Source organism: Pseudomonas sp. 18058 (assembly GCF_902706155.1).
GTDB lineage: Bacteria > Pseudomonadota > Gammaproteobacteria > Pseudomonadales > Pseudomonadaceae > Aquipseudomonas > Aquipseudomonas rustica.
The window spans coordinates 23,323-44,117 of the sequence record NZ_CACSJY010000048.1 but is presented as its reverse complement, the minus strand read 5'-3'; the positions used below and the strand labels follow the sequence as shown (position 1 = coordinate 44,117).

17 protein-coding genes and 1 pseudogene are annotated in these 20,795 nt (G+C 57.7%); 13 read left to right on the top strand and 5 right to left on the bottom strand.

The features are described 5' to 3' along the window. Both GVL50_RS29135 and GVL50_RS22120 read left to right on the top strand, forming a co-directional pair. A pseudogene (locus GVL50_RS29135) lies at positions 1 to 118 on the top strand (IS110 family transposase); the annotation flags it as partial. Positions 119 to 314: 196 nt separating this feature from the next. Further along, complete coding sequence (locus GVL50_RS22120) at positions 315 to 773, top strand: transposase (RefSeq protein ID WP_159815067.1); 459 nt, start codon at positions 315 to 317, stop codon at positions 771 to 773. A 246-nt stretch (positions 774 to 1,019) separates the two neighbouring features. Here the strand turns inward: GVL50_RS22120 and GVL50_RS22115 are convergent, their stop codons facing one another. Next, positions 1,020 to 1,628, bottom strand: a complete 609-nt coding sequence (locus GVL50_RS22115) for a TetR/AcrR family transcriptional regulator (protein ID WP_053118469.1) — start codon at positions 1,626 to 1,628, stop codon at positions 1,020 to 1,022. Positions 1,629 to 1,763: 135 nt separating this feature from the next. Between GVL50_RS22115 and GVL50_RS22110 the strand changes: the two genes are divergently transcribed. Next, positions 1,764 to 2,678 (top strand): DUF808 domain-containing protein, encoded by a 915-nt coding sequence (locus GVL50_RS22110; RefSeq protein WP_159815066.1) that lies wholly within the window; start codon positions 1,764 to 1,766, stop codon positions 2,676 to 2,678. A gap of 136 nt (positions 2,679 to 2,814) precedes the next feature. Here the strand turns inward: GVL50_RS22110 and GVL50_RS22105 are convergent, their stop codons facing one another. Together GVL50_RS22105 and GVL50_RS22100 are read right to left on the bottom strand one after the other, a co-directional pair. After that, positions 2,815 to 3,603 (bottom strand): VacJ family lipoprotein, encoded by a 789-nt coding sequence (locus GVL50_RS22105; RefSeq protein WP_053118473.1) that lies wholly within the window; start codon positions 3,601 to 3,603, stop codon positions 2,815 to 2,817. Continuing rightward, the gene (locus tag GVL50_RS22100) at positions 3,596 to 4,894 is read right to left on the bottom strand and encodes a serine/threonine protein kinase (RefSeq protein WP_053118475.1); all 1,299 of its coding nucleotides are present in this window, start codon (positions 4,892 to 4,894) and stop codon (positions 3,596 to 3,598) included. Before GVL50_RS22100 ends, GVL50_RS22105 begins: the two co-directional genes overlap by 8 nt. A 224-nt stretch (positions 4,895 to 5,118) precedes the next feature. Between GVL50_RS22100 and GVL50_RS22095 the strand changes: the two genes are divergently transcribed. Then, positions 5,119 to 5,475: a hypothetical protein gene (locus tag GVL50_RS22095; RefSeq protein WP_159815065.1), complete on the top strand. Its 357-nt coding sequence runs from the start codon at positions 5,119 to 5,121 to the stop codon at positions 5,473 to 5,475. A gap of 82 nt (positions 5,476 to 5,557) precedes the next feature. Here the strand turns inward: GVL50_RS22095 and GVL50_RS22090 are convergent, their stop codons facing one another. After that, positions 5,558 to 7,153, bottom strand: coding sequence for a beta (1-6) glucans synthase (locus GVL50_RS22090; protein ID WP_159815064.1), 1,596 nt, complete (start codon positions 7,151 to 7,153; stop codon positions 5,558 to 5,560). A 286-nt stretch (positions 7,154 to 7,439) separates the two neighbouring features. Here GVL50_RS22090 and GVL50_RS22085 point away from each other — a divergent pair, with 286 nt between their 5' ends. From GVL50_RS22085 to GVL50_RS22075, 3 genes are all read left to right on the top strand, one after another. Continuing rightward, entirely contained in the window at positions 7,440 to 8,291 is an 852-nt protein-coding gene (locus tag GVL50_RS22085) for a glycine betaine ABC transporter substrate-binding protein (RefSeq protein WP_053118481.1), read from the top strand. Between the two features lie 241 nt (positions 8,292 to 8,532). Then, entirely contained in the window at positions 8,533 to 8,844 is a 312-nt protein-coding gene (locus GVL50_RS22080) for a DUF485 domain-containing protein (RefSeq protein WP_016987516.1), read from the top strand. Next, positions 8,841 to 10,499, top strand: a complete 1,659-nt coding sequence (locus GVL50_RS22075) for a cation acetate symporter (RefSeq protein ID WP_053118483.1) — start codon at positions 8,841 to 8,843, stop codon at positions 10,497 to 10,499. Before GVL50_RS22080 ends, GVL50_RS22075 begins: the two co-directional genes overlap by 4 nt. 1,046 nt (positions 10,500 to 11,545) lie before the next feature. On the opposite strand, the gene gltA is transcribed toward GVL50_RS22075, so the two are convergent. After that, positions 11,546 to 12,835, bottom strand: a complete 1,290-nt coding sequence (gene gltA, locus GVL50_RS22070; protein ID WP_007919904.1) for a citrate synthase — start codon at positions 12,833 to 12,835, stop codon at positions 11,546 to 11,548. Between the two features lie 363 nt (positions 12,836 to 13,198). Here gltA and sdhC point away from each other — a divergent pair, with 363 nt between their 5' ends. The 6 genes from sdhC to odhB all read left to right on the top strand — a co-directional run bounded on the left by sdhC (position 13,199) and on the right by odhB (position 20,776). After that, positions 13,199 to 13,573, top strand: coding sequence for a succinate dehydrogenase, cytochrome b556 subunit (gene sdhC, locus GVL50_RS22065; protein ID WP_016773673.1), 375 nt, complete (start codon positions 13,199 to 13,201; stop codon positions 13,571 to 13,573). Beyond that, positions 13,567 to 13,935, top strand: a complete 369-nt coding sequence (gene sdhD, locus GVL50_RS22060) for a succinate dehydrogenase, hydrophobic membrane anchor protein (RefSeq protein ID WP_003222999.1) — start codon at positions 13,567 to 13,569, stop codon at positions 13,933 to 13,935. Before sdhC ends, sdhD begins: the two co-directional genes overlap by 7 nt. A gap of 3 nt (positions 13,936 to 13,938) precedes the next feature. Next, positions 13,939 to 15,711, top strand: a complete 1,773-nt coding sequence (sdhA, locus tag GVL50_RS22055; protein WP_008077944.1) for a succinate dehydrogenase flavoprotein subunit — start codon at positions 13,939 to 13,941, stop codon at positions 15,709 to 15,711. Between the two features lie 11 nt (positions 15,712 to 15,722). Then, on the top strand, positions 15,723 to 16,427 hold the full coding sequence (locus GVL50_RS22050) for a succinate dehydrogenase iron-sulfur subunit (RefSeq protein WP_053118486.1): 705 nt from the start codon (positions 15,723 to 15,725) through the stop codon (positions 16,425 to 16,427). Positions 16,428 to 16,678: 251 nt separating this feature from the next. Then, positions 16,679 to 19,510 carry a 2-oxoglutarate dehydrogenase E1 component gene (locus GVL50_RS22045; protein WP_053118487.1) on the top strand — a complete coding sequence of 944 codons (2,832 nt, stop codon included), beginning with the start codon at positions 16,679 to 16,681 and terminating at the stop codon, positions 19,508 to 19,510. A 42-nt stretch (positions 19,511 to 19,552) separates the two neighbouring features. After that, a complete protein-coding gene (gene odhB, locus GVL50_RS22040; protein WP_064117361.1) occupies positions 19,553 to 20,776 on the top strand; it encodes a 2-oxoglutarate dehydrogenase complex dihydrolipoyllysine-residue succinyltransferase in 1,224 nt (407 codons plus the stop codon). Positions 20,777 to 20,795: the final 19 nt, after the last annotated feature.

Genomic DNA, 20,795 nt, shown 5'->3' with positions numbered 1-20,795 from the left:
TCATCGAAACAAGGGCAAGGCCACCACTGAAGCGCTGGTGATTTTGTCACGTAAACTCGCGCGTATTGCATACGCGCTGCTGAAGAGCGAGAAAGCATACGTCAGCAAAACTGCCTAAAAAACGTTGTTCGCAACCATAGAATCTCCCACAAGGTTTTTTGTCTTGTTCAGATTTTGTAACCAATACAAAAACCTGTGGGAGCTGGCTTGCCAGCGATGGCGGCCTGACTGACACATCAAGAAAAAAGACCAGCCCGCCGTATAGACCACGGAGGTCTAGCCTTCTGATGAACCCATCATGAAGGGGCAATGGATTGCCTGATCTTCCTGCTTCACATCGTCTGCGAGCCGGTCGCTATGCCGAGCCCAACCGCATCTATCTACTGACCACGAACACACTTGATCGAAAACCCATCTTCGCCGATTTCTCTCTGGGCAGATTGGTCGTTCATCAATTTCGTCGCGCGCAAAATGTTGGACTGGCAAAGTCGTTGGCATGGGTAGTCATGCCGGATCATTTTCATTGGTTGATTGAGCTCGAAAACTGTTCGCTCAGAAGGCTGATGAGGGAAACCAAATCTTTGATTGCTCGGGACGTGAACGAGTGCAGCGGTCGAAGCGGGCCGCTTTGGCAGCAAGGCTTTCATGATCGTGCACTGCGGCGGGAGGAGGATTTGGTGAAGATGGCGCGGTATGTAGTGGCCAACCCATTGCGGGCAGGCTTGGTGGAAAAGCTGGGTGATTATCCGTTGTGGGATGCCATTTGGGTTTGAGTTGAAACCGAGTTGCCTTCATCGCTGGCAAGCCAGCTCCCACAGGTTTTTGTGCTGGACAAAGATTTTGCATTTCTGCATGAGTGATTGTGAGAGTTGGCAAGCCTGTCCTGTGTTGGATGCAAAGTTTGCAAACAACACAAATCCCTGTGGGAGCTGGCAAGTCAGTCCTGTGTTGGATTTAAGTTTTGCAAACAACACATATCCTGTGGGAGCTGGCTTGCCAGCGATAGCATCACCGCGGTCTTACTGATCCGGCTCACACCCCTTCAACACCAACCGGATTATCGTCTGCGCCGCCGCTTCGTAATCCGCTTCATCCAGCTTCTCTTTCCCCGTCACAGCAGAAATCTGCCAGTCGAAGTCGGCGTAAGTCTGGGTCGCGGCCCAGATGCTGAACATCAGGTGATTAGGGTCGATCGGGGCGATCTGGCCGCGGTCGATCCAGCTCTGGATGCAGTCGATGTTGTGCTTGGCCTGGCCGTTGAGTTGCTCGACCAGGTCGGCGCTCAGGTGTGGGGCGCCGTGCATGATTTCGCTGGCGAACACTTTCGAGGCGAAGGGCAGATCGCGGGAGATGCGGATCTTCGAGCGGATGTAGCCGCTCAGCACTTCGCTCGGTACGCCGTCCGGATTGAACGGGGTCGAGGCCTGCAAAATCGGCACGATGATGCTTTCCAGTACCTCGCGGTAAAGGTTTTCCTTGGACTTGAAGTAGTAGTAGACGTTGGGCTTGGGCAATCCCGCCTTGGCGGCGATGTCGCTGGTTTTGGTCGCAGCGAAGCCCTTGTCGGCAAACTCCTCACTGGCGGCACGCAGGATCAGTTCTTTGTTGCGCTCGCGGATTGTGCTCATAAACCCGGTGGTTCCTTGCCTGTTCTGGCGGTTGCGCATGGTAGCACCGGCCTCGCGCAGCGCTCAAGAATGCACCGCGTGGTCTATGGTCGCGTTATGCTTCGCAACATTCATACATAAAAGGAAACAGGATTCATGGCAGGAAGCAGTTTGCTGGTGCTGATCGATGACATCGCCACCGTTCTGGACGACGTTGCCTTGATGACCAAGATGGCCGCCAAGAAGACCGCGGGCGTGCTCGGCGATGATCTGGCGCTGAATGCCCAGCAAGTCTCCGGTGTGCGTGCCGAGCGGGAAATTCCCGTGGTCTGGGCGGTGGCGAAGGGTTCGTTCGTCAACAAACTGATCCTGGTGCCGTCGGCGCTGGCGATCAGTGCGTGCGTGCCGTGGCTGGTGACGCCGCTGTTGATGGTCGGCGGTGCTTACCTGTGCTTCGAGGGTTTCGAAAAACTTGCGCATAAATTTCTGCACAGCAAGGCTGAAGACGACACCGAGCATGCGCAACTGAAGGAAGCAGTGGCTGATCCGGCAACTGATCTGGTGGCCTACGAGAAGGACAAGATCAAAGGTGCGATCCGCACGGACTTCATCCTCTCGGCAGAAATCATCGCGATCACCCTCGGCACCGTGGCGGATGCGTCGCTGACTCAGCAAGTGGTCGTGATGTCGGGCATCGCCATCGTCATGACTGTTGGCGTTTACGGGTTGGTGGCGGGCATCGTCAAACTCGACGACCTCGGTTTGTGGCTGACGCAGAAGCCTGGGCAGGCAGCCAAGAAGATCGGCAGCGGCATTCTGAGCGCGGCGCCGTACATGATGAAAACCTTGTCGGTGGTCGGTACGGCAGCGATGTTCTTGGTTGGCGGCGGCATCCTTACTCACGGCGTGCCGGTGGTGCATCACTGGATTGAAGGTGTGGGCGCGGCGGCCGGTGGGGCCGGGTTTGCGGTGCCGATGTTGCTTAATGGTGTGGCGGGGATTATTGCCGGGGCAGTGGTGCTGGCGATGGTTTCCGTCGTCGGCAAAATCTGGAAATCTGTTAAAGGCTGAAAGATCGCAGCCTTCGGCAGCTCCTACAGGGTGTACGCGATGCCCATGTAGGAGCTGCCGCAGGCTGCGATCCTTTGATCTAAAAAAAGGGCCATTCGACTCGCATCGAATGGCCCTTTTTTGTACCCGCCGAAAACTATTCGGCGATCTGCAGCTTGCGTGCTTCGGTGTACACGTAACGCACTTTCTCGTACTCGAACGGCGAGTTCATCTGGCCGTAACGGAAGCTGGTCTGGTAGCGCTTGTCGACGGCGCGCAGGGCCCAGACTTCCGGGTGGTCGGAGCTGACTTCCGAAACGTTGAGGAAGTTGATCGCCGATTCGGCGGTGTAGTCCACGGCGAGGCCTGCGGTGTCGCGGATGTTCGACGGGCCGAGGATTGGCAGCACGAAGTAGGCACCGCCCGGTACGCCGTAGAAACCGAGGGTTTGACCAAAGTCTTCGCTCTGGCGCGGCAGGCCCATGGCCGTCGCCGGATCCCACAGGCCGCCGATGCCGATGGTGGTGTTGAACAGCAGGCGCGCGGTGGTTTCCATCGAACGCTGGCCCTTGAACTGCAGCAAGCTGTTGATCAGGTTCGGCACGTCACCGAGGTTGTTGAAGAAGTTGCTCACGCCGGTGCGCACGAAGCTCGGCGTCACGTAGCGATAACCGTCGACCACCGGCAGGAACACCCATTCGTCGAAGCGGTAGTTGAAGTGGTAAACGCGGCGGTTCCACGATTCCAGCGGGTCGTAGACGTTCAGCGCGTTAAGCGTCGAACGCTCGAATTCGCGCTGATCCAGGCCCGGGTTGAATTTCAGTTTCGACAGCGGCTCCTTGAAGCCGTCACTGTCGACCACCACCGGTGCATTGGCTTTGCTGTTGTCGGCCTGAGCCACGCCTGCACAGAGTAACGCTGTCGCCAGCAGGAGATATTTAGCCACGGAAGAACTCCAGCATGGCGTCGCTGTTGACGCGGTAGTTAATGTTGCCGCAATGGCCGCCCAATGGATAAACGGTCAGGCGGTCGCCAAAGGTCTTGCGCAGGAAACCGAGGTCGCCCGGGCCGAGGATCACGTCGTCGGCGTTGTGCATCACGGCGATTTTCGGGCTGTCATGCAGGTAATCCTTAAGCGCATACAGGCTGGCCTGATCGACCAGTTGCAGCAGGCTGCCGCCGTCAGTACGCGCGCGCCACATCGGAATCACTTGATCGGTCAGGTAGCATTCGAAGTCGCACTGCAGCGCACGCTTGAGGTACGGCGTGAGGCTAGTGCCTTCGGTGATCTCGGTTTTCGGCGGGGTGATCAGACCACGACGATTGATCAAGTCCGAGGTGAACGCGATGTCGGCTGCCGAGAAGCGGAACGAGGTGCCGATCAACATCGCCATCTGCTCGTTGGTCAGATGCTGCTTGGACTGCTGGAAGTCATAGAGCAGCGCATCGTTGAGATCGATGTAGCCTTTCTGCTGGAAGTAGCGGGTCAACTTGTTCAGCACCAGTTCATAGAACGTGGTGCTGTTGTTGATGCCTTTCACTTCGGTCTGTACCAGCTTGTCGAGGTTGCTGATCGAGGTGTAGAGGTTGACCGGCGGGTTGAGCAGCAGGACTTTCTTGAAGTTGAAGCTGCGGCGGGTTTCGTCCAGGTGCGCGACGAAGGCTGCGTCCAGCGCACCGAGGCTGTAACCGGTGAGGTAATACTCGGTCACCGGCAGTTTCGGGTTCTGCGCCCGCACGGCCTGCATGACCCGATACATGTCTTCAGCATCGTCCTTGGTAATGCCGGGGGTGGCAAAACGTGAAGCGGCGCTGATGAAGTCGAAACTGGTCGGCGACGACAACTGCACGACGTGGTAGCCGGCCTTGTAGTAGAGCTTTTTCAGGTATTCGTTGAGCGTGCTGTCATAGCGCGCGCCGGTGCCGGCGATCAAGAAGATCAGCGGGGCCGGTTTGTCCTGGGTGGCGATGCGGTAGGTGAGCTTTTTCACCGCCCAGAAGTTGTCCGGCAGAATGAATTCGCGCTCCGGGCGCAATGTGAGGCTGCGATCGGACTGATCGATGTCGTCATCCAGCGGCAGCTCCGGACGCAAATCCGGCGGGGTGGTGGCGATAGTCGCCTCAAACGGGTTGGTGAGGGGGTAGCCATAGCTGGCGGGGTCGATATCCACCGCCAGCGCGGACGCACTCAAAATAAGGCCGCTGAACAGCGCGGCGAAGCGCAAGGAACGGAGCATGACTAGATCCCTTAGAGGAAGGTGCCGAATGAAGTTCGCAGGCTATGACCACCGGGTTTGCGCCAAAGTGCCATGCAGCGGCACCAAACAGGCAGAATTCGGAGTAATAGTAGCTGGACGATACACTTTGCACGCCCTTGATGAACAGTTAACAGTTGTTATCGCTTGCGAAGTATTGAAGGCAGATTAAGCTGGCCGCCGATTTCCGAAGATTGGAGTGCTTCATGTCCCGCCGCTTGCCCTGGATTTTGCTGCTTGTTTTGTTGCCGCTGTGGCTGGCCGCCAGCTATGGCGCGCGTTATGGCTTTATGGAAGACGGCAAATGGGTGGGCATCTGTGTGGATGAGGCCAGCCGTTGGGAATGCCAGGTGCGCTCGAACCTTGGCCTGATGATTCATTTCAAGGTGCTGGGCTGGACGGCACTGGGTGCGGCGCTGATCGGTTTTGTCGTGCCCGGGCGGGCAGGGTGGTGGCTGGCGGTGTTGGCGCTGGTGGCCGGTTTGCCGGCACTGGCGTTGTACAACACGACGTTGGCGGTGTTTGCGGCGGTGATTGCCGGGTTGCGCCTGGTCAGAGCGTAAAAAGATCGCAGCCTGCGGCAGCTCCTACATTGGGGTGACGTACACCCTGTAGGAGCTGCCGAAGGCTGCGATCTTTTGATCTTCAGCCCTTGCGAACCCGCAGGCAGCGCCAAAGAGCAGCCACCATCAACCCACTCACCAACGCCCACCCCCACGCCTGCTGATTCTGCAAACCTTCCACATACAACTGCGGCGCAATCCCCGCACCGACAATAAACGCCAGCAACGCAATCTCCCGACGTGGCACGCTCACCGGGCGGCACAGGTAAACCAGCGCCGGCAGCACAAACGCCATGCTCGCAAAGCTGCGATAACGCGCGTCGAAGACCATCTCCAGCATCATCACCGCTGCGGCAAATCCTGCCGCCGCGACCAGCCAGCCCGCACGACGCTCCAGCAGATTGAATGCGCGTTCACGCCATCCCGTTCGCGCACTCAGCGTCAGCGCCGCATGCGCCAGCACCAACAAATTCAGCGCCGTCAGCAAACCAACCCACAGCCATTCACTGGTAAACCGCGTGGTCACGCGCGCCAGATCGCCCCATGCGCCAATCGAACACGCGGCGAGGGCGCCCAGCAGTGGCAACACCAGTGCAGCGCGCGTACTGCGAACGCGTCCGCCCAGCAGCAAAGTGCCGAGGAAAATCAAACCACCGACCGCCAGCCATTCTTTCCAGTACGGCACATTGGTCACCGGCCCGGCGAGCACGCCTTTGTCCTGACGATCCGCATCAAACAGACCCCAATACCCGCCGACAGCGCCTTCACTGCCACGTTTCCACGGCTGGTCAAACGCTTCGATCAGGTTGTAATGCCAGCCTTCTTTTTCGGCCATCGCGACAAAACCACGGATGAATTTGGCCTCGTTGACCCGGCTCGGCAGGGCAGTCTCGCGCTGACGGCCTTCGCTCGGCCAACCGGTTTCGCCAATCATCACGTCCTTCGGCGCGAACTTGTTGCCGAACACGCGGCGCACATCCGCCACATGCTGCAACGCGACATCGATATTCGACGGATCATCTTCCCAATACGGCAGCAAATGAATGGTCAGGAAATCCACCGCCGGCGCGACTTCCGGGTGCTTGAGCCAGAACTCCCAGACATCGGCGTACGTGACCGGTTGCTTGACCTGGCTTTTGACCTTGTTGATCAGTCGGGCCAGTTGCGCGCCGGTGACTTCTTTGCGCAGCAGCGCTTCGTTGCCGACGATCACCGCGCTGACCACGTCCGGGTTGGCGTTGGCCGATTTGATCAGCAGGTCGACTTCTTTTTCAGTGTCGACCGGGTTGCTGTTGACCCACGCGCCGATCATCAATTTCAGACCGTGTTTGCGCGCCAGATCTGGCAACGCTTCGAGGCCCGTCATCGAGTAAGTGCGAATGCATTCAAAACGTGTCGCCAGCAGCGCGAGGTCAGCATCCATGCGCTCCGGGCGCAATTTGAACGGCACGTCGAACGGCGACTGATCCTTATCGAACGGCGTATAGGACGCGCATTGCAGCTTGTGCGTTGGCGTTGCGGCGTCCGGCAGAATCACCGGTTGGCCGAGGCCATACCAGAAGCCGCCGAGCGCAAACAGCCCAAGCAGGCAGGCGAATAAATAAGCAGGGAAGGGGAAGCGGGACGTCGCGGACATGGTCGGGCCGAGTGGCTGCAAAGCGACGCATGTTACCTGCATTTATAGAGGGGTTGGTGGCCCGCACGATTTTGACATGCAAAGTTCGGGCGGATTGTCTGGCGCCAATTATTCGAAGGCAGTTAATGGCCTTCTGATGTCGTTTCTTATTGTCTTGAGGTCGCTGACAGAGCAGGTCGCGAGGGGCGTGAGGTTGATGATCAAAGTATCAGCACTCCACTGATGTTCCAGCGAGTTTGCGGTCGGGCGTGATGGGGGCGCTGTGCACCATAACAATACGTTGACGCCGCCCGTCATCCGTCGGGCGCAGCATTTCGGGGAAGTAACGATGAAGATGCGACGACTTTTAGGCGCAAGTGCTGCTCTGGTGCTTGCGATGAGCTCCACTTTCGCCAGTGCAGAAAAGCAGACCCTGAACATCGGTTACGTTGACGGCTGGTCCGACAGCGTGGCGACCACCCACGTAGCCGCCGAAGTGATCAAACAGAAACTCGGCTACGACGTGAAGCTGCAAGCCGTCGCCACCGGGATCATGTGGCAGGGTGTTGCCACCGGCAAACTCGACGCCATGCTTTCGGCCTGGCTGCCAGTAACGCACGGCGAATACTGGACGAAAAACAAGGATCTGGTCGTCGATTACGGCCCGAACTTCAAGGATGCAAAAATCGGCCTGATCGTGCCGGAGTACGTCAAAGCCAAATCGATCGAAGATCTGAAAACCGACGACACCTTCAAAAACCGCATCGTCGGCATCGACGCCGGTTCGGGCGTGATGCTCAAGACCGATCAAGCGATCAAGGATTACGGCCTCGACAAATACAGCCTTAAAGCCAGTTCCGGCGCCGGCATGATTGCCGAGCTGACCCGTGCCGAGAAGAAAAACGAATCCATCGCCGTCACCGGTTGGGTGCCGCACTGGATGTTCGCCAAGTGGAAACTGCGCTTCCTCGACGACCCGAAAGGCGTGTACGGCGCGGCTGAAACCGTGAACAGCATCGGCAGCAAAGGGCTGGAAGCCAAGGCACCGGAAGTGGCCAAGTTCCTGAAGAACTTCCAGTGGGCTTCGAAAGACGAAATCGGCGAAGTGATGCTGGCGATTCAGGACGGCGCCAAGCCGGAAGCCGCAGCGAAAGATTGGGTGGCCAAACACCCGGATCGCGTGGCTGACTGGACTAAATAACCGCAACACCTCTGTACCCCTGTAGGAGTGAGCCTGCTCGCGATAGCGTCCTGTCAGTTGATGAAAATATCGACTGATATAACGCCATCGCGAGCAGGCTCACTCCTACAGTTGTTTTGGGTGTACCGAAGAATGGCGATTACGTCATGGCGTTCTACTACTAAGGTCGTCTGTTCCCGCTCCCGCAGCCGCATACATTAGCTATGTTCCAACAATAATTTGTGCTGCGAGGATAAAAACAATGAACGACAGCATTTACCTCTCGATTCAAAACAGTCCCCGATTCAAGGAGCTGGTACAGAAAAGGGAACGATTCGCCTGGATTCTCTCGGCAATCATGCTAGGGCTTTACTCCGCATTCATCCTTCTGATTGCTTACGGGCCGCATATTCTGGGCGCGAAGATCAGTCCTGAATCATCCATTACCTGGGGTATCCCGATCGGTGTCGGCCTGATTCTGTCTGCCTTCATCCTGACCGGTATCTACGTGCGCCGCGCCAATGGCGAGTTTGACGACCTGAACAATGCGATTCTCAAGGAGGCTCAGCAATGATCCGGCGTCTACTGGCTTTATTAAGTGTTGCAGCATTTGCACCGGGTGCCTGGGCGGCGGATGCGCTGACGGGTGAAGTGGCCAAACAGCCGCTGAATATTCCTGCGATCCTGATGTTCGTGGCGTTCGTCGGTGCCACGCTGTACATCACCTACTGGGCCTCGAAGAAAAACAATTCGGCCGCCGACTATTATGCGGCGGGCGGCAAGATCACCGGTTTCCAGAACGGTCTGGCGATTGCCGGTGACTACATGTCGGCGGCGTCCTTCCTGGGGATTTCCGCGCTGGTGTTCACCTCCGGCTACGACGGCCTGATCTACTCGATCGGCTTCCTGGTGGGCTGGCCGATCATTCTGTTCCTGATCGCTGAGCGTCTGCGTAACCTGGGTAAATACACCTTTGCCGACGTGGCGTCCTACCGCCTCGGGCAAACCCAGATTCGTACCCTGTCTGCCTGCGGTTCGCTGGTGGTGGTGGCGTTCTACCTGATCGCGCAAATGGTCGGTGCGGGCAAGCTGATCCAGCTGTTGTTCGGCCTCGATTACCACGTTGCGGTGATTCTGGTCGGCGTGCTGATGTGCATGTACGTGCTGTTCGGCGGCATGCTGGCGACCACATGGGTACAGATCATCAAGGCTGTGTTGCTGCTGTCCGGTGCCTCGTTCATGGCGCTGATGGTCATGAAGCACGTTGGCTTCGACTTCAACACGCTGTTCTCCGAGGCGATCAAGGTTCACGCCAAAGGCGAAGCGATCATGAGCCCGGGCGGTCTGGTCAAGGATCCGATTTCGGCCTTCTCCCTGGGGCTGGCGCTGATGTTCGGTACCGCTGGCCTGCCACACATTCTGATGCGCTTCTTCACCGTGAGTGACGCAAAAGAAGCACGTAAGAGCGTGTTGTATGCGACTGGCTTCATCGGCTACTTCTACATCCTGACCTTCATCATCGGCTTCGGCGCGATCCTGCTGGTCAGCACCAACCCGGCCTTCAAAGATGCTGCTGGCGCGCTGTTGGGCGGCAACAACATGGCGGCGGTGCACTTGGCCAACGCGGTCGGCGGCAGCATCTTCCTCGGCTTTATCTCGGCGGTAGCGTTTGCGACCATTCTGGCGGTTGTGGCGGGTCTGACCCTGGCCGGTGCTTCGGCGGTGTCTCACGACCTGTACGCTAGCGTGATCAAGAAAGGCAAGGCGAACGAGAAGGACGAGATTCGTGTGTCGAAGATCACCACCATTGCTTTGGCGGTGTTGGCGATTGGCCTGGGTATTTTGTTCGAAAGCCAGAACATTGCGTTCATGGTGGGCCTGGCGTTCTCGATCGCGGCGAGCTGTAACTTCCCGGTGCTGTTGCTTTCGATGTACTGGAAGAAGCTGACCACACGCGGTGCGATGATTGGCGGCTGGTTGGGGTTGATCAGTGCTGTTGGCCTGATGATCCTTGGCCCAACCATCTGGGTGCAGATTCTGCATCATGAGAAGGCGATCTTCCCTTACGAGTATCCGGCGCTGTTCTCGATGATCATTGCCTTTGTGGGTATTTGGTTCTTCTCGATTACGGATAAGTCGGCGGCGGCGGACAAAGAACGTGCGCTGTTCTTCCCGCAGTTTGTGCGTTCGCAGACTGGGTTGGGGGCGAGTGGGGCGGTTTCTCACTGATGGTTTGATGGTTTTGTAATGTTGTGCTGAATGCCCCGGTTGAGAGATCGGGGCATTTTTTGTGGGCGGTTATCGGACTTTGGTGTGTTTTTTTTGATTGGGTGAATATCCGTTGCTGCGGTAACGGCGGCTTAGGGTTTCGCCCTGACGGCGACTCACTTTTTTTCAAACGCCAAAAAAAGTAAGCAAAAAACGCTTGCTCCTACGTGCGGCCCGCTCGCTGGGGCTCGGGGTTCCTTCGCTGCGGGATCGATCCGGGCGCAGCGCCTACGGTTTGCTTCGCTGCACCTCCTCTCGCTGTGTTTGGCTGCGCCAAACGGTCGCTACGCTCCCACCCCCGGATCAATCCCTTCACTCAGCCTTCCGACGGGCTCCGAGATCAAGATCAAGATCAAGATCAAGAGCAGGCGAGCTGACACTCGGCCTATTGAGTGGTGAAGAGCACAGCGCGCACGGTTTTAGTTTTTGTGGTGCTCTTGCCCCTCACCCCAGCCCTCTCCCGAGGGAGAGGGAGCCGATTTGTGAGCCTTTCAAAGTCTGAGTTCGACGCGGTATTTCAAGTCGGCGTCTATCTCCCAAACACCTCGGTCAGTCCCCTCTCCCTCCGGGAGAGGGTTAGGGTGAGGGGCAGTTGATTTTGATCTGGCTCTGTTTTTTGATCTTTTGCCCCATCGGCAGGCCGAGCGGAGGTGTTCATCAGGGGGTAGGCGCGCAGCGCCGTGCGGCGCAGCCGCATACATCGAGAGGAGGTGCAGCGAAGCAAACCGTAGGCGATGTCCCCGGATGGACACCGTAGCGAGGGAACACTGAGCCTCAGCGAAGTGCCGTACGCCAGGGGCAAAGCCTTTTGGTTCCTTTTTGGCGTTTGAAAAAGGGACTCGCTGTAAGAGCGAAACCGCCAGCGGCAGCACCCGCAAAAACGGATATACACCCAACCCTCAAATCCAGTCGGCCCACAGGCCGCTGAGACCAAACAAACAAAAACGGCCCCTATATAAATAGAGGCCGTTCCCGGTACAACTTAAGACGTTATCGCAAGACAGGTCTTATTTGCGATCTTCCAGCTTGGAAATATCACGCGACTCGTAGCCAGTGTACAACTGGCGCGGACGGCCAATCTTGTACGGGCTCGAAAGCATCTCTTTCCAGTGCGAAATCCAGCCAACAGTACGTGCCAGCGCGAAAATCACCGTAAACATGCTGGTCGGAATGCCGATCGCCTTGAGGATAATCCCCGAGTAGAAATCGACGTTCGGGTACAGCGAGCGCTCGATGAAGTACGGGTCAGTCAACGCAATCTCTTCCAGGCGCATGGCCAGTTCGAGTTGCGGATCATTATTAATGCCCAGTTCCTTCAACACTTCGTCGCAGGTCTGTTTCATTACAGTCGCGCGAGGGTCGCGGTTCTTGTAAACGCGGTGACCGAAGCCCATCAGCTTGAACGGATCGTTCTTGTCCTTGGCCTTGGCGATGAACTTGTCAATGTTCGACACATCGCCAATCTCATCCAGCATGGTCAGAACGGCTTCGTTCGCACCACCGTGAGCAGGGCCCCACAGTGCGGCGATACCGGCGGCGATACAGGCGAACGGGTTGGCACCCGAAGAACCTGCCAGACGTACGGTGGAAGTCGATGCGTTCTGCTCGTGGTCGGCATGGAGGATGAAAATCCGGTCCATGGCCTTGGCGAGCACCGGGCTGATCGGTTTGATCTCGCACGGGGTGTTGAACATCATGTGCAGGAAGTTTTCCGCGTACGTCAGGTCGTTGCGCGGGTACATCATGGGTTGACCCATGGAGTACTTGTAAACCATCGCTGCCAGGGTCGGCATCTTGGCAACCAGACGGATCGCGGAGATTTCGCGATGCTGCGGGTTATTGATGTCGAGGGAGTCGTGGTAGAAGGCCGAGAGGGCGCCGACTACACCGCACATGACGGCCATTGGGTGGGCGTCGCGACGGAAGCCGTTGAAGAAGGTTTTCAGCTGCTCGTGAACCATGGTGTGGTTTTTCACGGTGCTGACGAACTGGGCCTTCTGTTCTGCGGTCGGCAATTCGCCGTTGAGCAGGAGGTAGCAGGTTTCCAGGTAGTCCGACTTTTCAGCCAGCTGTTCGATCGGGTAGCCACGGTGCAACAGAATGCCGTTGTCGCCGTCGATATAGGTGATCTTCGATTCGCACGAAGCGGTCGACATGAAACCCGGGTCGAAAGTGAAGCGGCCCGTGGCCGTCAGGCCCCGAACATCGATTACATCGGGACCAACGGTGCCGGTTAAAATGGGCAGCTCGACGGGGGCTGCGCCCTCGATGATCAACTGCGCTTTTTTGTCAGCCATGTGGCCTCCTATTTATGCTTGAACCATCAGACAGACCCCCCACGCAGGGCCCGCACCACTATAGTGAGATAAATTCGAATGTCAATTTGCCTAAAGTCTTGCTCCAGAAGGCTTTAAGCGCACTTTTTCCTCGAAATTGCCTGCCATTTACGCCTTTTATGCAACTTGTGCAATCAGCTATTGGGGGTAGGTGATTGCGTTGTCATTAGTAGCCTAACTGTCTATACTCGGCCACCGACCGCCAAGGGCTTTTGGGCTTGCTTTCATTGGGGGTCGCATCCCTGGGTGGTGGTTACCTGACCAGTGCACTCCCCAACAACTTTGCCCTGATTGTTAGGGGCTCTTCAGTGTGAAAAAAAAGCCGTGAAAAGCCAACGACCTGTAAACCTAGACCTAAGGACCATCAAACTCCCAGTCACTGCTTACACGTCCATTCTTCACCGAATCTCCGGTGTCATCCTCTTCGTGTGCCTTGCCATCATGCTTTACGCATTGGACAAGTCGCTGAGCTCCGAGGAAGGCTTCGGTCAGGTGAAAGCGTGTCTGACCAGTCCGCTAGCCAAGCTAGTGATTTGGGGCATCCTGTCCGCTCTGCTGTATCACTTGGTAGCCGGTGTGCGCCACTTGATCATGGACATGGGCATCGGTGAGACGCTGGAAGGCGGCAAGCTGGGCTCGAAAATCGTTATCGCCGTTTCCGTGGTGGTAATCGTTCTGGCAGGAGTTTGGATATGGTAACTAACGTCACGAACCTCTCGCGTTCGGGCCTCTATGACTGGATGGCGCAACGTGTGTCTGCGGTCGTTCTCGCGGCTTACTTCATCTTCCTGATCGGATACGTCGTGGCCCACCCTGGCCTCGAGTATGCCCAGTGGCATGAACTGTTCGCCCACAACGGGATGCGTATTTTCAGCCTTTTGGCCCTTGTTGCCCTTGGCGCTCACGCCTGGGTCGGCATGTGGACCATCGCGACTGACTACCTGACGCCAATGGCGTTCGGCAAGTCCGCGACGGCTATACGTTTCCTTTTCCAGGCAGTATGCGGCGTTGCGATGTTCGCTTACTTCGTCTGGGGTGTGCAGATTCTCTGGGGTATCTGAGTCATGGCTAACATTCCAACGATTTCTTTCGACGCCATCATTATTGGTGGTGGCGGTGCCGGCATGCGCGCTGCGCTGCAACTGGCACAGGGCGGTCACAAGACTGCCGTGATCACTAAGGTTTTCCCGACCCGTTCGCACACTGTTTCCGCTCAAGGCGGCATCACTTGCGCAATCGCGTCTGCTGACCCGAACGATGACTGGCGCTGGCACATGTACGATACCGTCAAGGGTTCCGACTATATCGGTGACCAGGACGCTATCGAATACATGTGTCAGGAAGGCCCGGCTGCTGTTTATGAGCTGGACCACATGGGCATGCCGTTCTCGCGTACCGAACAGGGCCGCATCTACCAGCGTCCGTTCGGCGGCCAGTCCAAGGATTACGGCAAAGGCGGGCAGGCTGCCCGTACGTGCGCCGCTTCCGACCGTACCGGTCACGCGCTGCTGCACACCCTTTATCAGGGCAACCTGAAAGCCGGTACCACGTTCCTGAACGAGTACTACGCTGTCGATCTGGTGAAAAACCAGGAAGGCGACTTCGTCGGTGTGATCGCGATCTGCATCGAAACCGGCGAAACCACCTACATCCGCGCCAAAGCCACCGTATTGGCTACCGGCGGTGCAGGTCGTATCTACGCATCCACCACCAACGCCTTGATCAACACCGGTGACGGCGTCGGCATGGCTCTGCGTGCTGGCGTGCCGGTACAAGACATCGAAATGTGGCAGTTCCACCCGACCGGCATCGCCGGCGCCGGTGTACTGGTTACAGAAGGTTGCCGTGGTGAAGGTGGTTACCTCATCAACAAGCACGGCGAGCGTTTCATGGAGCGTTATGCTCCGAACGCCAAAGACCTTGCCGGTCGTGACGTTGTTGCTCGCTCGATGGTTAAAGAAATCATCGCCGGCAACGGTTGCGGCCCGAATGGCGACCACGTACTGCTCAAACTCGACCACCTGGGCGAGGAAGTACTGCACAGCCGTCTGCCAGGCATCTGCGAACTGTCGAAGACTTTCGCACACGTTGACCCGGTTGTTGCTCCGGTTCCGGTTGTTCCGACTTGCCACTATATGATGGGCGGCGTTGCCACCAACATTCATGGTCAGGCGATCACCCAGGACGCTGAAGGCGTCGACAAGATCATCCCGGGCCTGTTCGCTGTAGGCGAAGTGGCTTGCGTATCGGTTCACGGTGCCAACCGTCTGGGCGGCAACTCGCTGCTCGACCTGGTGGTATTCGGCCGCGCTGCCGGCCTGCACCTGGAAAAGGCGCTGACCGACGGCATCGAATACGACGACGCTACCGAAGCCGACATCGAAGCTGCCCTGTCGCGTCTGAACGCGCTGAACAGCCGTACTGATGGCGAAGATGTGGCAACCCTGCGTCGCGAGCTGCAGAACTGCATGCAGAACTATTTCGGTGTATTCCGTACTGGCGAATACATGCAGAAAGGTATCGCTCAGCTGGCTGACCTGCGTACCCGCATCGCCAACGTGAAAATCAACGATAAGTCGCAGGCGTTCAACACTGCCCGTATCGAAGCGCTGGAACTGCAAAACCTGCTGGAAGTGGCTGAAGCTACTGCCATCGCTGCCGAGGTTCGTAAAGAGTCGCGCGGTGCTCACGCCCGTGAAGACTTCGAAGACCGTGACGACGAAAACTGGCTGTGCCACACCCTGTACTTCCCGGGTGACAAGCGCGTCACCAAGCGTGCCGTGAACTTCTCGCCGAAGACTGTTCCGACTTTTGAACCTAAGATTCGGACTTATTAAGGGTGGCCGCCATGTTGCAAGTCAGCGTATATCGTTACAACCCTGATCAGGACGCCGCGCCGTTCATGCAGGAATTCCAGGTCGATACCGGTGGTAAAGACCTGATGGTGCTGGACGTACTGGCCCTGATCAAAGAGCAGGACGAAGGTTTCTCCTATCGTCGCTCTTGCCGTGAAGGCGTTTGCGGTTCCGACGGCATGAACATCAACGGCAAAAACGGCCTGGCATGCATCACGCCGCTGTCTGCTGTTGTAAAAGGTAACAAGTTGATCGTTCGTCCGCTGCCAGGTTTGCCGGTTATCCGTGACCTGGTCGTCGATATGAGCATCTTCTACAAGCAATACGAGAAGGTGAAGCCTTACCTGCAGAACGACACGCCGGCTCCGGCCATCGAGCGTCTGCAGTCGCCAGAAGAGCGCGAAAAGCTCGACGGTCTGTACGAGTGCATCCTGTGCGCTTGCTGCTCGACCTCTTGCCCGTCCTTCTGGTGGAACCCGGACAAGTTCCTGGGTCCAGCTGCACTGCTGCAAGCTTATCGCTTCCTGGCAGACAGCCGTGACACCAAGACCACCGAGCGTCTGGCTTCGCTCGATGACCCGTTCAGCGTATTCCGCTGCCGGGGCATCATGAACTGCGTCAACGTATGTCCGAAAGGCCTGAACCCGACTAAGGCCATCGGTCACATCCGTAACATGTTGCTCTCGAGCGGCGTGTGATTCAGCTGATGTAACCGCTGTACCGTAGAGGCTGTGGCGCGGGCTTCAACCCGCGTCATGGCTATAACCAGAGCAGTAGCCACAAGCTGCGGCTCTTATTTTGAAGAAATGAGACAAGCAGGGGCATCCGGGCTGGTACCCGGACTATCAGCGTGATCCTAGGTGGCTTGTTTTAGTCGCTGCATTCGGACTTCTGCAAGTTTGCTCGGTGTCGTCGCCGATGGTGTTCCCCTAACCGAGGGTGACCAAGCATGCAAGAAAGCGTGATGCAGCGCATGTGGAACAGCGCCTACCTTTCAGGTGGAAACGCTGCCTATGTGGAAGAGCTTTATGAGCTCTACCTGCACGACCCTAACGCTGTGCCAGAAGAGTGGCGCACCTACTTTCAGAAGTTGCCCGCCGACGGCAACTCTGCCACTGATGTTTCGCACTCCACAATTCGCGATCATTTCGTGCTGCTGGCAAAGAACCAGCGCCGCGCCCAACCGGTTTCCGCCGGGAGCGTGAGCAGTGAGCACGAGAAGAAGCAAGTTGAAGTGCTGCGATTGATCCAGGCCTACCGTATGCGTGGCCACCAGGCAGCCCAGCTTGACCCGCTGGGGCTGTGGCAGCGTCCTGCACCTGCAGACCTGTCGATCAATCATTACGGCTTGACCAATGCCGATCTTGATACGACCTTCCGTGCCGGCGACCTGTTCATCGGCAAAGAGGAAGCGAGCCTACGCGAAATTCACGAAGCGTTGCAGCAGACATATTGCCGCACCATCGGCGCTGAATTTACGCACATCACCGATTCCGAGCAGCGCCAGTGGTTCCAGCAGCGTCTGGAAAGCGTGCGTGGTCGTCCGACGTACTCCGCCGACATCAAGAGCCACCTGCTTGAGCGCGTGACTGCCGGTGAAGGCCTGGAAAAATACCTGGGCACCAAATACCCGGGCACCAAGCGTTTCGGTCTGGAAGGCGGCGAAAGCCTGATTCCGATGCTCGACGAACTGATCCAGCGTTCCGGTTCCTACGGCACCAAGGAAGTCGTCATCGGCATGGCCCACCGTGGTCGTCTGAACGTACTGGTCAACACCTTCGGCAAGAATCCGCGCGAGCTGTTCGACGAGTTCGAAGGTAAGAAGAAGGTCGAGCTGGGTTCCGGTGACGTTAAATATCACCAGGGCTTCTCGTCCAACGTGATGACCGCCGGCGGTGAAGTTCACCTGGCCATGGCGTTCAACCCGTCCCACCTGGAAATCGTTTCCCCGGTGGTAGAAGGTTCGGTTCGCGCCCGTCAGGATCGTCGTAACGACCCGACCGGTGAGAAGGTTCTGCCGATCTCCATCCACGGTGACGCTGCTTTCGCAGGTCAGGGCGTGGTCATGGAAACCTTCCAGATGTCGCAGACCCGCGGTTTCAAAACCGGCGGTACCGTGCACATCGTGATCAACAACCAGGTTGGTTTCACCATCAGCAACCCGCTGGACTCGCGTTCCACCGAGTACGCCACCGACGTTGCCAAGATGATCCAGGCGCCGATCCTCCATGTGAATGGTGATGATCCGGAAGCCGTGTTGTTCGTGACCCAGCTGGCCATCGATTACCGCATGCAGTTCAAGCGTGACGTGGTGATCGACCTGGTCTGCTACCGCCGTCGCGGCCACAACGAAGCCGACGAGCCAAGCGGCACCCAGCCTCTGATGTATCAGCAGATCACCAAACAGCGCACCACCCGTGAGCTGTACGCTGATCGTCTGACCCAGGGCGGTGTGCTCGACGCAGAGCGTGTTCAGGCGAAAGTCGACGAATACCGCAACGCGCTGGACAACGGTCTGCACGTCGTGAAATCGCTGGTCAAAGAGCCGAACAAAGAGTTGTTCGTGGACTGGCGTCCGTATCTGGGCCACGCCTGGACTGCGCGTCACGACACGCGTTTCGATCTGAAGACCCTGCAAGAACTGTCCGCCAAGCTGCTGGAAATTCCGGACGGCTTCGTGGTGCAGCGTCAGGTCGCGAAGATCTACGAAGACCGTCAGAAGATGCAAGCCGGCGGCCTGCCGATCAACTGGGGTTACGCCGAAACCATGGCGTACGCGACCCTGGCGTTCGAAGGTCACCCGATTCGCATGACTGGTCAGGACATCGGCCGCGGTACGTTCTCGCACCGTCACGCTGTGCTGCACAACCAGAAAGACGCGGGCACCTACATTCCGCTGGCGCACTTGTACGACGGTCAGCCACGCTTTGACCTGTACGACTCGTTCCTGTCGGAAGAAGCGGTACTGGCATTCGAATACGGTTACTCGACCACCACGCCGGACGCGCTGGTGATCTGGGAAGCCCAGTTCGGTGACTTCGCCAACGGTGCACAGGTTGTTATCGACCAGTTCATCACCAGCGGCGAGCACAAGTGGGGCCGTCTCTGCGGTCTGACCATGTTGCTGCCACACGGTTACGAAGGTCAGGGCCCTGAGCACAGCTCGGCACGTCTTGAGCGTTACCTGCAACTGTGCGCCGAGCACAACATTCAGGTAGCTGTACCGACCACGCCAGCACAGATCTACCACTTGCTGCGTCGTCAGGTGATTCGTCCGCTGCGCAAACCGTTGATCGTGCTGACGCCGAAGTCGCTGCTGCGCCACAAGCTGGCCATCTCGACTCTGGAAGATCTGGCCGAAGGTTCGTTCCAGACCGTGATCCCGGAAATCGATACTCTGGACCCGAAAAAGGTCGAGCGTGTTGTTCTGTGTAGCGGCAAGGTCTACTACGACCTGCTGGAAAAACGCCGTGCCGAAGGCCGTGAAGATATCGCCATCGTGCGTATCGAGCAGCTGTATCCATTCCCTGAGGACGACTTGAAAGAAGTCCTGGCTCCGTACACCAACGTCAAAAATGCCGTTTGGTGTCAGGAAGAGCCGATGAACCAGGGCGCCTGGTACTGCAGCCAGCACCACTTGCGTCGCAGCATCGGTAACCTCGACAAGTCTCTCGTACTTGAGTACGCGGGCCGTGAGGCTTCTGCTGCCCCAGCTTGTGGTTACGCATCGATGCACGCCGAGCAGCAGGAAAAACTCCTGCAAGCCGCGTTTACCATTTAATGCCTTCGCGCACCTGAAACCGAATTTAAGGAACTACAGATAATGGCTATCGAGATCAAAGCCCCCACTTTCCCGGAATCGGTTGCCGATGGCACCGTTGCCACCTGGCACAAACAACCGGGCGACGCCGTCAAGCGTGACGACCTGATCGTCGACATCGAAACTGACAAAGTCGTACTGGAAGTTCTGGCTACCGCCGACGGCGTGCTGGGCGCAATCGTCAAGAACGAAGGCGACACCGTTCTGTCCGACGAAGTGCTGGGCTCCATCGAAGCGGGCGGCGCTGCTGCCGCTGCTCCAGCCGCCGCTGCTGCTCCGGCCGCTGCTGCCGCTGCACCGGCTGCTGCCGAGGGCGAAGACGATCCTGTTGCTGCACCGGCTGCGCGCAAGCTGGCTGAAGAAAACGGCATCAACATCGCTTCCGTTGCCGGCACCGGCAAGGGCGGTCGTGTGACCAAGGAAGACGTAGTCGCTGCTGTAGCTGCCAAGAAAGCCGCTCCGGCTGCCGCGCCTGCCAAGGCTGCTGCTCCTTCGGCCGCCGCTCCTGTGTTCGCCGCTGGGGACCGCATCGAGAAGCGTGTACCGATGACCCGCGTGCGTGCCACCGTGGCCAAGCGTCTGGTTGAAGCTCAGTCGAACATGGCGATGCTGACCACTTTCAACGAAGTCGACATGACTGAAGTCATGGCCCTGCGTTCGAAGTACAAGGATCTGTTCGAGAAGTCCCACAACGGCGTACGCCTGGGCTTCATGTCGTTCTTCGTGAAAGCGGCTACCGAAGCACTGAAACGCTTCCCGGCTGTTAACGCATCGATCGACGGCGCTGACATCGTTTACCACGGCTACGCTGACATCGGCGTTGCCGTTTCCAGCGACCGCGGTCTGGTTGTTCCGGTTCTGCGTAACGCCGAACTGATGAGCCTTGCTGAAATCGAAGGCGGCATCGCAACATTCGGCAAAAAAGCCCGTGACGGCAAACTGTCGATGGACGAGATGACCGGTGGTACCTTCACCATCACCAACGGTGGTACCTTCGGTTCGATGATGTCGACCCCGATCGTCAACCCGCCGCAGGCAGCGATTCTGGGCATGCACAACATCATCCAGCGTCCTATGGCCATCAACGGTCAGGTCGTTATCCGTCCGATGATGTACCTGGCACTGTCCTACGATCACCGTCTGATCGATGGCAAAGAAGCTGTGACCTTCCTGGTGACCATCAAGAACCTGCTGGAAGATCCGGCGCGTCTGTTGCTGGATATCTGATAGAAGCAGTCGCGGGCTT

Bases quoted from the DNA above. Each gene is read 5' to 3' on its own strand.
- GVL50_RS22115 (WP_053118469.1), bottom strand. From the start codon at position 1,628: ATGAGCACAATCCGCGAGCGCAACAAAGAACTGATCCTGCGTGCCGCC.
- GVL50_RS22110 (WP_159815066.1), top strand. From the start codon at position 1,764: ATGGCAGGAAGCAGTTTGCTGGTGCTGATCGATGACATCGCCACCGTT.
- GVL50_RS22100 (WP_053118475.1), bottom strand. From the start codon at position 4,894: ATGCTCCGTTCCTTGCGCTTCGCCGCGCTGTTCAGCGGCCTTATTTTG.
- GVL50_RS22095 (WP_159815065.1), top strand. From the start codon at position 5,119: ATGTCCCGCCGCTTGCCCTGGATTTTGCTGCTTGTTTTGTTGCCGCTG.
- GVL50_RS22090 (WP_159815064.1), bottom strand. From the start codon at position 7,153: ATGCAGGTAACATGCGTCGCTTTGCAGCCACTCGGCCCGACCATGTCC.
- GVL50_RS22085 (WP_053118481.1), top strand. From the start codon at position 7,440: ATGAAGATGCGACGACTTTTAGGCGCAAGTGCTGCTCTGGTGCTTGCG.
- GVL50_RS22080 (WP_016987516.1), top strand. From the start codon at position 8,533: ATGAACGACAGCATTTACCTCTCGATTCAAAACAGTCCCCGATTCAAG.
- GVL50_RS22075 (WP_053118483.1), top strand. From the start codon at position 8,841: ATGATCCGGCGTCTACTGGCTTTATTAAGTGTTGCAGCATTTGCACCG.
- gltA (WP_007919904.1), bottom strand. From the start codon at position 12,835: ATGGCTGACAAAAAAGCGCAGTTGATCATCGAGGGCGCAGCCCCCGTC.
- sdhD (WP_003222999.1), top strand. From the start codon at position 13,567: ATGGTAACTAACGTCACGAACCTCTCGCGTTCGGGCCTCTATGACTGG.
- sdhA (WP_008077944.1), top strand. From the start codon at position 13,939: ATGGCTAACATTCCAACGATTTCTTTCGACGCCATCATTATTGGTGGT.
- GVL50_RS22050 (WP_053118486.1), top strand. From the start codon at position 15,723: ATGTTGCAAGTCAGCGTATATCGTTACAACCCTGATCAGGACGCCGCG.
- GVL50_RS22045 (WP_053118487.1), top strand. From the start codon at position 16,679: ATGCAAGAAAGCGTGATGCAGCGCATGTGGAACAGCGCCTACCTTTCA.
- odhB (WP_064117361.1), top strand. From the start codon at position 19,553: ATGGCTATCGAGATCAAAGCCCCCACTTTCCCGGAATCGGTTGCCGAT.